Raw genomic sequence first — 13,016 nt, forward strand, 5'->3', positions numbered from 1 at the left:
ATGCTCTTTAAAGTAAAGTCGGTGGGACTGGCTGTTGTACTGCTAGTCAGTGTTGGCATGATGCCCAATCGTATGTTAGATGCGCTGGGGGGACAAGCAATCGCGCAGGAAAAAACGAGTGAGTCTTTACCAATTGGGCCACTCTGTAATTTGCCGCCACAGTTTACGCTGGTGGGGCATTTGAGTCCGGTGACGGCAATGGTGGTGAGTGCGGATAGCAAAACACTAGTGAGTGGCGACCGAGGCGGAATTGTCAATGTTTGGAGTCTGGAGACGGGGCAATTGCTTCATAGGCTAGCGGCTTATCCTGGAGCGGTCAAAGCAATTGCCATTACCCCTGATGGTAAGAGTATCGTAAGCGTCAATCCACTTGAGCAATATCAAAAAGATGATATTGCCATCAAAGTTTGGAATCTTCAGACGGGTGAACTGATTCAGTCTTTGACAAAGACGCAGGGCACAACTCAGACTCTAAATAGTCTGGATGATCAAACTCTTATTCGTATTAGCGAAACGGGCGAAGACTATTCATATGAAGTTAAAATTGAATTCTTAAATCGGAGTAATGGAAGCACTGTTCAATCAGGTGCCCTGATGACTAGCAGTGGGCAGAGAGAAAATGGGACGTTGCTATCAACTCAAGATACGAAGCAAGAGAAATCTGCAACTGTTAGTGTAAGTGAAGATGGCTGGATAGATCTTAGCTTTAGTTTTACTTCACTTCAAGAGCTAAAACCAAAAAAAAAGCTATGTATTTTAGCGACTCCAGGAGTTATCCAAAACATCATTTTCAGTTCGGACAGTCAGAAGCTGATTATTGCGACACAAAGAATTAAAGTCTTAGCACTTAATCAAACCCCTATAAAGAATAATCAATCAGAGCAGACAACAAAAATCCAACACCTGGAACGTTTAGGTTTAGATAAGCTCAAGCGAAAGCAATATTACTCTGCAAGGCAACATTTCTGGCAAGCGTTTGAATTGAGTCTTCAATCAACTGATGAGCAAAATCAGGTAGATGCCTTGTACAACATTGCAGAAGCTTACTATATGGAGTGTCAGGTTGGATTTAACAGGTGTCGTGTTAACCCTCAACAGTTGTATAAATTGGTTTTACCTTATTTGAGAAGAAAGGGAGATCTAACTCGTTCAACTATTGCCTTTAACAGAATTAATTTGCAGGAAAAAGAGGACCGGCGTGGTGAGGTGAGAGAATCATATCAAGAGGCTCTAAAGAAGTATAGACTACTTGATAATCGCAGAGCAGAAGCAGATACACTAACGAAAATAGCCTTAGTAGATCGCGCAAGCGACCAAGAGTCTTTACTTAAGCAAGCGCTCAAGCTTTATCGCAAAGTTGGTGAGCGCAAAGGTGAGATAGAGGTTTTGCAAGCTCTAGGGCTATTTTATTCTCGCATGGTACAAGATAAAGATAACAGGCGCATTGGACTGAGAACTTCTGAGGCCATCATTCATCTTCAAGCAGCCGTCAAATTGAGCCGGGAGCTTGACGATCGCTTTTTAGAAAGCTCTATTCTATTGGATTTGGGTGATGCGTACCGTTGGGGTAGACAGTACTCTCAAGCGTTAGCTTCTTATCAATCGTCACTCAATATCCGCCGTAGTTTGGGTGATGATACAGGAGAGGACATTCTGTTATATCGAACTGCCCAAACACTTCGCAATCTAGGGCAGTATCAGCTAGCTTTGGAGAACTATCAAAAAGCTTTGTCTGTCTGTAGTTTAAGAGAAGATAAATGCTTAGGTAGTGGTCGAGAGTACCATCTAAGCGGTATGGGTGTATCTATTTCCCAAGAGATTGGAGAAGTTTATTTCACTCTTAAACAATACTATAAAGCATTAGATTACTTTCAGCAAAAAGGGGGTTATGGCTTGTGGGGATGGGAAGATTATAAAAATCTTGGAATCACTTATGAGAATTTAGGAAACATTGATTTGGCGTTGAAATATTTCGGCAAAATTCTAGACAGTAGAGGTCCAGGATGTGGCGATGGAGATGTAGCAGATGCAACGATTGTTGAAGCAGTTCGTCAAGATATTGCAATGGGAAATGATGGAGGTGAATGTCAGGGCTACCGAGAAACTTGGATTCCATCTCTGAGTATAGCCACATTTCATACGGCAGAAATTTATCGTAGAAGAGGAGAATACAGTCGAGCGATAGAGATGTACAAGAACAGCTTGGCTAAATTCGGAAAACGGGCAGCCATTTTAAACAATCTAGGTACTTTATATAAAGCTCAAGGAGATTATGATAAAGCACTGAAAATATATCGGGAAGCTTTGTGGCTTCGCCGTGGGGGTGGAAACTATTCTGTTGACAAAGATCCCTATGGAGAAGCTGTCAGCTTAAACAACATTGGCGAGATTTACCGTAGGCAAGGTCAGTATTCTAAATCTTTAGAGACCTATCAACAGTCTCTCAAAATTTTTAGAAATCTCGCCAGTTCCCTCACTGCTGCTCAAGCAACAATAACTCCTTTTCAAGACATCGATACCGTTCGTAAAGGAGAAGCCTCTGTTATGCACAACTTTGGCAGCGTGTATTATGACTTAGGACAATATGAAAAAGCACTTGATTTTTATAACCAGTCTCTTACCACTAGCAAAAGTTTAGACGATAAAGCATCACAAGGGCGATCGCTCAGCAACATCGGTCTAGTCTACGAAGCTCAAAAGTATTACTCAAAAGCGCTAGAAGTTTACCAGCAAGCACTCATAGCTCGAAGAGATGCAGAAGATCGCCCCGGCGAAGCTGCCACTCTCAACAACATCGGCTTAGTCCACATCAAGATGAATCAGTCCCACCTGGGCATTGAACCCCTTCAGCAAGCCCTCACCATTTTTCAAAAACTCGAAGATAAAGCTAGTGAAGCCAACACCTTGGATAGCTTAGGCACCCTGTACACTACCGTCGGACAGTATAGCCAAGCCCTGACCAGCTACCAAAACGCTCTTCGCTTGATCAAAGAAGCGAATCTTCCGCCCCTAGAAGGTGTCATTCTCAGTCATCTGGGCAATATGCTCGTACAAGATAGTCAGCCTGCACTGGCAATTGTTTTCTACAAACAGTCCGTCAACATCCGCCAAACCATTCGCCAAGACCTTCGCATTCTCCCCCGCGAGTTACAAGAATCCTACACAGAAACCGTAGCTGTCACCTATCGCAACCTCGCCGATCTCCTGATTGAACAAGGGCGCATTGGAGAAGCCCAACAAGTCTTAGAACTGCTCAAAGTTCAAGAACTGAATGACTACACTCGCACCACTCGCACCGACAACACTTCTCAGAGCATTGCGCTCGATCGCTCCGAAGAAGCCATTACTAAGGCGCACACCACGCTGATTGCTTTTGCTCAAGACATTCAAAACTGCTCCGACGATCTCCCTTGTGCCAATAGCGATCGCCTGCCCAAACTAATCGAGCAGCGCAAACAACAAAACATTGCCTTCGCCAACCTGGTCAAAACCCTGGAAGCCCAACTCAAAGAACGGAGCGAAAAAGATGTCGCCTTCATCAACCCCAACGACCCCAACAATGACTTCCGCCGCCGCGCCGAAGAAATCCTCAACAGTCAACCTGGAACACTGCTGATTTATCCGCTAGTTCTAGAAGACAAAATGTGGTTGCTGGTCGGCAGCGCAGGCCCCGTCTTCACCCGCTACGAAGTCAAAGTCAGCCAAAAAGAACTTGCCGAAACTATCCTTCAGTTTCGCACTGAAATGAAACGCTGTGAAACCTCAACTTGCACAAAAGCAGACACCGATCGAGTCAAGCAAATTAGCCAGAAACTCTATCAGTGGATGTTTCCCGAAAAGCTGCAAAAAGAACTGCAAGCCAACATCAAACAACCGATTCAAAACCTCGTCTTTGCCCCCGATCGCGCCACCCGCTACATTCCAATGGGCGCACTGTTTGACGGCAAGCAATATTTGATCGAACGCTACACCGTCTCCACGATCGTCGCCGCCAGCAAAACCGACGCTGGAGCCAAACTTCCCGCCCAGCCCAAAGTTCTCGCAATGGGATTATCTGATGCCGTTCCTGGATTCAACGCCCTGCCTGGCGTGCCCTCCGAACTAGATGCGATCGTCAAAACCACAAATCCCAAAGACCCGCACGGCATCTTTCCAGGCGACGAATTTCTCAACCAAACCTTCACCAGATCCAAGTTACAAATCCGACTACAACAGCACCAAATTTTGCACCTCGCGACCCACGGCAAGTTTGTTCCCGGAGCGATCGAGAACTCTTTTCTGGTGTTGGGTGATGGCAATCCCTTCAAAATTCCCGACATTCAAGAGCTAGATGGTTTGCCAGGGGTGCATTTAGTCGTGCTGTCTGCCTGCGAAACTGCCCTGGGCGATCGCCGCGAACAAGATGGCATCGAAATCGCCGGAATCAGCAATGCGTTTCTACAGCGCGGAGCCAAGTCAGTGATTGCCTCCCTCTGGCAAGTCAATGATCCCAGTACTAGCCTTTGGATGCAGCGATTTTATCAAAATCTTGCTAACGGCAACCTCACAAAGAGCAAAGCCATGCAGCAAGTACAACTCGATTTTCTTAAGGGCAAAGTTACTCTTAAAGAATTACAAAACTTTCGAGCCAGTGGCGGTCGCTATGTTGAAGGTGGTGGACAACTCGACTTAACTCACCCCTACTACTGGGCCCCCTTCATTCTGATCGGCAATGGGCTGTAATGCTGACTGAGTGAGTCAAAAAGGACTTGTTAAATTTGAGACGATCGATTTAAGCTCTTCACAAAGAGAATTCTCTTAAAACACTCTATAGGAACAACCACAACAATGAAACGCTTACTACTCGGTATGCTGTTAGCTGGTAGCTTTTGGCTCACGGGCGATCGACTTTTTCCTTCACCTAACAACTCTGCCAGTGCCCAAACTGAAGACTTGTTCTACTTCTACCAGGGAAAGCGCATTCCTTTGAGTTTGAGATCTGATGCGATCGCCGTTACCTTTAACACTGTTCGTACTCGTGGAGACAGCCGCCCAGCTTACCTGAAACTTCAAGATACTCTGCAAAAAGCAGGCACTCGTGGCGGTATTGCTGTTCAGGTTATGCCGTTGGGAGAAACCTACGCGATCGTCAAGTTGCCAACCGGATTTCGAGGAGTAAACACGATCACTCAGGAAATTCAGCAACAGCCTTACATTCAAACAACCCTTCCGGTTCTGACCCGTTCTGATCGCCAGGATACGATCGTGTTGCCTAACCAGATCATTGTTAGCTTTCAGCCCGGACTTTCTCAACAGCAGCAACAGAAGATTCTGAGCGATCGCAATTTAGAAATCATTCGACCGTTGCGCTTCAGTCAAGACCGATACTTGGTGAAATCTAGAACCACGGACGGTACAAGCATTCTTACGGTATCTAATCAACTTAGCCAAACTCAAGGAGTCCGATCGGCAACGCCCAACTTCGTGCAATCTTTGCCCAGTCTCCAGCAAACTAAAAATCTTTCTGACTTTGAATCGACTCCAGGATTTGACCGCTCCCCTAATTCATCGCGTCGCCCTAGTTCCCCTTTTCTGGCAAGTAGCTTACTGGGCTTTCAGTGGCACCTCAACAGCTTGCCCTTAAAACAATGTTTGAACGATCGCAAGTTTGAATTTCCTGATTTAGTGGATTGTCTAAACAAACCGATGACTACTAAAAAGTCTGCACCGCCGCGATCGGATTTGCGCGTCCCGGAAGCCTGGAAAAAGAGCAAACAGGGGCAAGGAGTGGTAGTTGCAGTGATTGATAGTTTAATCCAGTGGGATCATCCTGACCTCGCCAAAAGTTTGTATAAGGTGACTGCGACTGATAAATGCCCTAATGAGGTTTATGGTTGGGATTTTAGCTCAGAAGTTTCTCCAAGTAATAGTTCTGATCCCTGTAAGGTGGGTGATTCTGACACTCGTGCTGATGCAACGGAAGTAGCCAGCCTGCACCAAAAGCTAGCAGATTCCTTCCTCCTCTCAGATGCCGAACTGCTGAAGCGCTATCCCAACGATGCGGCAGAAATTCGGCAAAATAATTCAGGCGCAACAAACCAACAAATTGCTCAGAAGTTGCGGAATCTCATTCGAGGGGATCAAGTTGGATCAGAGTTTCATGGCACCTGGGTTTCTGGTGTGATTGCGGCTCAACCAGGTAACTCACAAGGAGCGATCGGCGTTGCCCCCAAAGCAAAAATTCTGCCTGTGCGAGCAATGGGACTCAACAACCGTTTTTCGTCACTTGCTTACATTGAGGCGCTAAAGTATGCAGCAGAGAGAGGGGCAGATGTCATTAATATCAGTCTGGGTGGGCAAGCTCCAACGGATGGAGAAGTAGAGACGATCGCAGAAATTTTCGAGGCACATCCCCATTTGGTAATTGTTGCCTCTGCGGGCAATGAAGACTCTGATCAGCCCGACTTTCCAGCGGCTGTGTCAGGAGTAATTTCTGTGGCAGCGACTAATTTCGGAGGCAATCGCGCCCCCTACAGCAATTACGGAAGCACTCTGACGATCGCTGCCCCTGGGGGTGATCTGTCTTCTGGATGGCCAGGCGGCATCCTTACAACGGGCGGCACCTGGCTACCAGTCCTCTGGCGTGGAATCCCCGACCCGACTGCTCGATGGGCACCGACTTTCGATCGCGTCGGGCAATACTGGTGGGTGCAGGGAACTTCGTTTTCGGCTCCGGCAGTATCGGGCGTGGTAGCATTAATGAAAGGTGAAGATTCACAGCGACGATTGACGCGGGATCAACTAACCGCCATTCTAAAATCTACAGCAAGCAATGATCTTCTGAATGTCTCGACTGAAGATGAGAAACGCTATCGATCGCTAAAATCCAACGCGATTCCCATGAAGAAATACTTCTTTGGCAATGGATTGGTGAATGCAGAAGCGGCTGTGGAGGGAGTGCAGCGATCGATTAAGTGATAGAGATTCGCAATCGTCAGGCAATGCTCACGGACAGCATCCTCAACTATTAAATTGAGGTGAATTCATATCAATTGGAGAGGTGAAGTAGCCGATTGTTATCGCTTTGCATAACCTCTGAACGTGGGAGCGATAGAACATTAGAGCGACGATCGACACCAGGAAGTCTCCTGGACATTGACAATCTGTGCGATCAAACAACAATCAACCTTTGGAATCTTACAGGAGATCATCATGAAACGCTTTATCAGTTTAATGGTTGCAGTCGCAACAACGCTGGCGATTTCGACACAATTAGTTTTAGCGCAGTCGAAACCAAATACATCCGGCGATGCGCGGGTGAAAGCAGCCTTGGAAAAGTTGGGATGGAAGTATGAGATAGATCGAGATGGCGACTACAAACTGGTGATGGATCTGGAAGGGCGCTCTCAGGTAGTGTTTTTGATGTCTGATACGAATGAACTGGGTGAGATGGAGATTCGAGAAGTTTCTTCTCCAGGCTATGTAACGAATCAGCCACTCTCGGCTGAAGTTGCAAATCAACTGCTGGCAGATAGCGCCCGCAAGAAGTTGGGAGCCTGGCAGGTGGTGAAGGGTGATAAAAGCTATGTGGCAGTTTTTAGCACCAAAGTGAATGCAAATAGTAAACCAGATGAGTTGGCAGCAGCGGTGGCTGTAACTGTGAAAAGTGCTGATGCAATGGAGAAGTCATTGACCAACAAGGATGATCTTTGAAGCAGTTGGAAATGACTCAATAGCGTACTTTAGAATTTTGGCACGATCGCGCTTTGCTAACCCAGATCATTTTCCAGCCAGGTTGTGAGGTCGGCGATCGTGCCAAAGTCTAGCAGTGCTTCACTGAGGGCTTCGAGTTGGGGAAGTGGGAGCGATCGGACTTGGGCTTGCAATTCTAAATTCATGGCTCCGACCTGCCGCTCTAGCTGTCGCAAAATCAGGGCAGAGGCTTCTTCCTGTCGTCCTTCCTGGCGACCTTCCTCCCGTCCTTCTTGCCGTCCTTCTGCTTTCGCTTCTTGATAAACGCGGGTTTGCTGTAGGTTCAGTCCGAGCATGGTTTCAATCTCCTGCCTTGATGAATCGGTGAATTTGTAGACTAAGATCGTGGCGATCATGTCCATTATGACGCGAGATTGTTGGGGATCTAAGTTTGCCTGTTGCGATCGTGCCAAGAGTTCTCTTGCAGCTTGCGGGGCTTGGGGTTCGTCTACGGTGGTCAGCACCATGAGAGCAACGCCCAGAGGCAGGGTTTGAATCTCGCCTAATTCATCCAGGAAAATGCGATCGACTTGTTGACTTTGCAATAGGGCGCGATAAGGATGGGTGTGGGTTTGCTCGGTCTGGCGAGTGGGATAGATGACAACGGCTTGCCAGTCACAAAAGCGGGAGCGGTTGCGGTAGAAGTAGAGGAAGGATTCTCCAAACAGGCGTTCGTAGAGGGTTTCGTCGCGTTGAAACTGCACTTCGCAGAAGAAGACGATGCCGGGTGGGTCGGTGTCTGGGGGCAGGAAAACGCCATCGATTTCAAAGGTCGGTTCTTTGACGGCAACGGAGTCAAAGCGGTAGTTTTGGGCGTTGGGGGGTGGGTGGTCGAGCAGGTCAAAGAGCAGGTCTGGCGCTTGGGCAAAGAGTTTGTAGAAGATGGAATCACGACGCATTGAAAGATGGGCGATGAATCAGTGAGGTAATTGTACGATACAGAGTGGGCAAGTGAAGTGGGTTAGCCGTTTCCGTAATGTCAATTGGATCGAACAGTCGATCCCTCCAGTGTTGTCAGAGGTCAGAATTTGAAATGGGAAACAAAGGACTTTTGGCAATGCCCGTAGTTTTCAGGAAACGAGGTGATATTTTTAACGAGGAAGGAAAATTTGCATAAGCTCGATCGCGCCAGAACGATCAATAGTTAATCGTCAAGAATTAGAGGCAAGTAGATGCGTTACGGAAGGTCGATCGTCTTAGCAGGATTAGTGATGGGGCTGGTGGGGCTGGCTCCGCTAGTAGGGTTGGTGGGAAGAGCGCAGACCATAGCGCAAACAGCAGAACCGCGCAAGGCGGAGGCAGACCGACTATTGCAGCAAGGCATCCAACAATATGAGGTGAGCCAGTTTGAAGCAGCACTCCAGTCTTGGCAGCAAGCATTGGTGATGTATCGTGAACTCAAAGACCGACGGGGCGAAGGACAATCCCTCGGCAATCTGGGACTTGCTTATCAATTTCTCGGCAACTATGCAAAAGCGATCCAGTATCACGAGCAGAGTTTAGCCATTGCCCGTGAACTCAAAAACCGAAGAGGCGAAGGAGCAGCCCTCGGCAATCTGGGACTTGCTTACTATTCGCTCGGCAACTATGCAAAAGCGATCAAGTATTACGAACAGTATTTAGCCATTGCCCGTGAAATCAAAAACCGACTAGGTGAAGGAAATGCCCTTGGAAATCTGGGACTTGCTTACCAATCGCTTGGCGACTATGAAAAAGCGATTCAGTATCAGGAGCAGAGTTTAGCCATTGCTCGTGAAATCAAAGATCGACGGGGCAAAGGAGTAGCCCTCGGCAATCTGGGACTTGCTTACCAATTTCTCGGCAACTATGAAAAAGCGATTCAGTATCAAGAGCAAAGTTTAGCCATTGCCCGTGAGATCAAAGACCGCTTGAGCGAAGGAGCATCCCTCGGCAATCTGGGAAATGCTTACAGTTTGCTTGGCAACTATGCAAAAGCGATCAAGTATCTGGAACAGACTTTAGCCATTGCTCGTGAGATCAAAGATCGATGGGGCGAAGGAGTAGCCCTCAGCAATCTGGGAGTTGCTTACCAATTTCTCGGCAACTATGCAAAAGCGATCGAGTATTATGAACAGCATTTAGCCATTTCCCGTGAAATCAAAGACCGAGAAGGAGAAGGACTTACTCTCAGCAACATTGGTAGTACACTGAAAAAGCAAGAACAATCAGATTTGGCAATCGTTTTCTACAAACAATCAGTGAACGTTAGAGAATCTATTCGTCAAGACAATCGCCCTCTCTCTCGTGACCTCCAAGCCTCCTATACCGAAACCGTCGCTAGAACCTATCGTAATCTTGCCGATCTGCTGCTCTCTCAAGGTCGAGTTCTTGAAGCCCAACAAGTTCTCGAACTGCTCAAAATCCAGGAATTGCGAGACTTCACCCGTGACACCCGCGCTGGCGGCAAAACCAACGGCAGTCCCCTCAACCCCCTCGAACAACCCATCCCCGCCGCCTACAACGACAAAATCGACCTTGGTAGCCGACTCACCCAATGCGAACAAACCAAATGCGCCCAACGCTCCCAACTGATCGCCCAACGAGAGGAAGCCAATCAAAAATTTACTGCCCTCGTCGATCGCCTCAAAAAACTCCTGCGTAACCAGGAAATCAAAGACCCCGCCCAACTACAAAACGATCGCTTCACCCTTGCCGCCCAAAAAGTCATTCTTGCCAACCCCACCACCAAAACCGTCCTCGTCTATCCTCTCGTCCTTGATGACAAACTCTGGCTCGTCTGGGGGAGCCAAGCCGGAAAATCAGGCATCGTCTTCGACAGCAAAGCCATCCCTGTCAGCCGCAAAGACCTCTCTGCCAAAGTTGGTGAACTGCAAACCCTCCTCAGCGATCGCAACAGCAACCCCAAACAACTTCAACAGGTCAGCCAACAACTTTACCAGTGGCTCATCGATCCCATTCGCAAACAATTGGACGACAACGGTGTGAAACAGATTGTGTTTTCGCTCGATCGTGCCACCCGCTACATCCCAATGGCTGCCCTGCACGACGGCAAACAATACCTGGTTGAAAACTTCGCCATTTCCACCATCCTCACTGCCGAAATCGACACTCAGGACAGACTTTCCGCCAACCTTCAGGATGATCCTGTATTAGGACTGGGACTCACCCAAGCCGTTCCAGGCTTTAATGCACTCCCTGCGGTGAAGAGCGAAATTGATGGCATCATTCGTCATACTGCCCGCCCCCAAGACCCAAACGGCATCTATCCCGGACTGGAACTGTTTGACCTCGACTTCACTGAAACCGTTCTGCGCGAAAAGGTTGCCGACTATCGCATCCTGCACATCGCCACCCACGGTAGTTTTGTCCCCGGCAACCCCGAAGATTCCTTCCTCGTTCTAGGTAACGGTAAAAGACTCAGCATTCCCAGCATCAAGAGTATGACTTCCCTTGCTAACACTCACCTGGTTGTCTTGTCTGCCTGCGAAACGGGCAAAGGCGGCGTAGACAAAGAAGGACTGGAAGTAGCAGGCATTGGGCATTACTTTCTCCTCAGTGGTGCAAAATCTGTGATGGCTTCTCTCTGGCTCGTCAACGACCCTGCAACTAGCTTACTAATGCAGCAGTTCTACCAGAACTTAGCAACGGGCAAGATGACCAAAACAGAAGCTTTGCGACAAGTTCAAATCAATTTCATCAAAGGTAAACTCACTACCCAAGATACTACCGATCGGGCGGGAGGGAGACGCGCGATCGAAGGACAACTGCCCATTGATTCCCTGGCTCATCCTTACTACTGGGCACCGTTCATTCTAATTGGTAATGGACTATAAAATCGATGATATCAAAGCAATTCAACGGCTGGCACGTAGTACCTGTTCTGCTACTAAGTTCATGTCAGGAAACAAAGGAGAGCCGATCGCCTGACTGCCCTGAAAAACCTGCTCCTCATACAAACCATTCACCCATTGCAGCACGGTTACTTTTTGGGCGATCGGGTCTACAATCCAGTACTCCAGAATCTGTCGCCCTGCATACTCTGTGCGTTTGTAACGATAATCTCGATCTTCTTGCTTGGGGCTAACCACTTCCACTACCAGCAACGGCGGTGGCATATCGTGGGTAATCAGAGATTGCTTTGCTCCTTCCAGCGCGATCGCCGCTTCCTCGGACAGCACAATTAAATCTGGTTCCCGTGCCGTAGCTTTTGACCCACTCACGGCTATTTGTGTCTTCATGGCGATCTGCTTCTCAGGAATACCTAGTTGAATAAATTGGGTCAGCAAAAAGATCGCAATTTGGATGTTCAGACGGCTTTCGGGTGGCATGGCGATCAGTTCTCCATTGACCAGTTCATGACGGGTATCGCTGCCATCGTCATAGGTCAGATACTCCTCAAGGGTCATGGGTTTTGTGGTGGTGGTCATGGCATTCACCTGCTGTGCGTTGAGTCGGTATCGATCTGTCTGGGATATTTTTATCATATCGGTTAAGCATGACCTGTAGTTTTGGAAACGGGTAGGGTTGGCGCAGACTGTAGCGCAGGCAGCAGAACCATGCATCAACACCTGAGTAGAGATAGTGTGATTGCCTGATCTCGCACGCTCTTTGCTCTAGCTTTCAGTCTCAGGTGGTGAATCGAAGTTAAGGCGCACCCCTTCGTAAATAGCATCGACTTCAACTTCAATGTCTAAACTTTGCAGTGCCAAAACTTCGCCTGCCTCATAGGGTGTGTAGAGCCACATTCGACCTTCGCCCCGCCGAAAATATTCAACAGAGACTCGTGTGGTATCGATCAGCACATATTCTTGGAGACTAGAAAGGGCACGATAGGACTTAAACTTATCCCCTCGATCGTAGTCGCGGGTGCTAGGAGAAAGCACTTCGACAATCAGCGTTGGGCTAGCGATAGCATCTTGGGCGGCGAGGTCTTGAGGGTGACAACTGACGACGAGATCAGGGTAGAAGTAAGCATTGATCCGAGCCACATTAACCTTGGCATCGGCAACAAAGGCGCGACAGCCTTTCTGCTGGAGTTGGGGACGGAGGGAACTATACAGATTTAATGCTAGTTGGTTGTGGGGGAGGGTTCCACCGCTCATGGCGAGAACTTTCCCGTCGAGGTATTCGTGGCGAGTTTCTTGCTGGGCTTCCCAAGTCAGATAGGCTTCGGCAGTCATTTTTGGCGGTTGAGTTGCTGCAATCATGGCGACCAGAGAATGAGGTAGCTTTATTATAGCGATCGCATGACTTCCCATTGTCTAACTGGTATGATTGATCGCGGTTTTGAAAATATTTTCTAC

At 48.0% G+C, this 13,016-nt stretch carries 7 protein-coding genes; 4 read left to right on the forward strand and 3 right to left on the reverse strand.

Annotated elements, in window-relative coordinates; all coding sequences use genetic code 11:
• The 3 genes from ACKFKF_RS12920 to ACKFKF_RS12930 all read left to right on the forward strand — a co-directional run bounded on the left by ACKFKF_RS12920 (window position 1) and on the right by ACKFKF_RS12930 (window position 7,692).
• Complete coding sequence (locus tag ACKFKF_RS12920) at window positions 1-4,722, forward strand: tetratricopeptide repeat protein (RefSeq protein WP_446868079.1); 4,722 nt, start codon at window positions 1-3, stop codon at window positions 4,720-4,722.
• 105 nt (window positions 4,723-4,827) lie between these two features.
• On the forward strand, window positions 4,828-6,957 hold the full coding sequence (locus tag ACKFKF_RS12925; protein WP_446868080.1) for a S8 family serine peptidase: 2,130 nt from the start codon (window positions 4,828-4,830) through the stop codon (window positions 6,955-6,957).
• A 234-nt stretch (window positions 6,958-7,191) separates the two neighbouring features.
• Window positions 7,192-7,692: a hypothetical protein gene (locus tag ACKFKF_RS12930; protein ID WP_446868081.1), complete on the forward strand. Its 501-nt coding sequence runs from the start codon at window positions 7,192-7,194 to the stop codon at window positions 7,690-7,692.
• Window positions 7,693-7,748: 56 nt separating this feature from the next.
• On the opposite strand, the gene ACKFKF_RS12935 is transcribed toward ACKFKF_RS12930, so the two are convergent.
• Window positions 7,749-8,630: an Rpn family recombination-promoting nuclease/putative transposase gene (locus tag ACKFKF_RS12935; RefSeq protein WP_446868082.1), complete on the reverse strand. Its 882-nt coding sequence runs from the start codon at window positions 8,628-8,630 to the stop codon at window positions 7,749-7,751.
• Between the two features lie 273 nt (window positions 8,631-8,903).
• On the opposite strand from ACKFKF_RS12935, the gene ACKFKF_RS12940 reads away from it, so the two are divergent.
• Window positions 8,904-11,546, forward strand: a complete 2,643-nt coding sequence (locus ACKFKF_RS12940) for a CHAT domain-containing protein (RefSeq protein ID WP_446868083.1) — start codon at window positions 8,904-8,906, stop codon at window positions 11,544-11,546.
• Between the two features lie 21 nt (window positions 11,547-11,567).
• Here ACKFKF_RS12940 and ACKFKF_RS12945 read toward each other — a convergent pair whose 3' ends face one another.
• Window positions 11,568-12,140, reverse strand: coding sequence for a Uma2 family endonuclease (locus ACKFKF_RS12945; protein WP_446868084.1), 573 nt, complete (start codon window positions 12,138-12,140; stop codon window positions 11,568-11,570).
• A gap of 186 nt (window positions 12,141-12,326) precedes the next feature.
• Window positions 12,327-12,920 (reverse strand): Uma2 family endonuclease, encoded by a 594-nt coding sequence (locus ACKFKF_RS12950; protein WP_446868085.1) that lies wholly within the window; start codon window positions 12,918-12,920, stop codon window positions 12,327-12,329.
• Window positions 12,921-13,016: the final 96 nt, after the last annotated feature.

The sequence above is a fragment of the Phormidesmis sp. 146-12 genome (assembly GCF_052939495.1).

What these genes read in the sequence shown, in the direction of transcription:
- ACKFKF_RS12920 (WP_446868079.1), top strand. Translation starts at nt 1, where the DNA reads ATGCTCTTTAAAGTAAAGTCGGTGGGACTGGCTGTTGTACTGCTAGTC.
- ACKFKF_RS12925 (WP_446868080.1), top strand. Translation starts at nt 4,828, where the DNA reads ATGAAACGCTTACTACTCGGTATGCTGTTAGCTGGTAGCTTTTGGCTC.
- ACKFKF_RS12930 (WP_446868081.1), top strand. Translation starts at nt 7,192, where the DNA reads ATGAAACGCTTTATCAGTTTAATGGTTGCAGTCGCAACAACGCTGGCG.
- ACKFKF_RS12935 (WP_446868082.1), bottom strand. Translation starts at nt 8,630, where the DNA reads ATGCGTCGTGATTCCATCTTCTACAAACTCTTTGCCCAAGCGCCAGAC.
- ACKFKF_RS12940 (WP_446868083.1), top strand. Translation starts at nt 8,904, where the DNA reads ATGCGTTACGGAAGGTCGATCGTCTTAGCAGGATTAGTGATGGGGCTG.
- ACKFKF_RS12945 (WP_446868084.1), bottom strand. Translation starts at nt 12,140, where the DNA reads ATGACCACCACCACAAAACCCATGACCCTTGAGGAGTATCTGACCTAT.
- ACKFKF_RS12950 (WP_446868085.1), bottom strand. Translation starts at nt 12,920, where the DNA reads ATGATTGCAGCAACTCAACCGCCAAAAATGACTGCCGAAGCCTATCTG.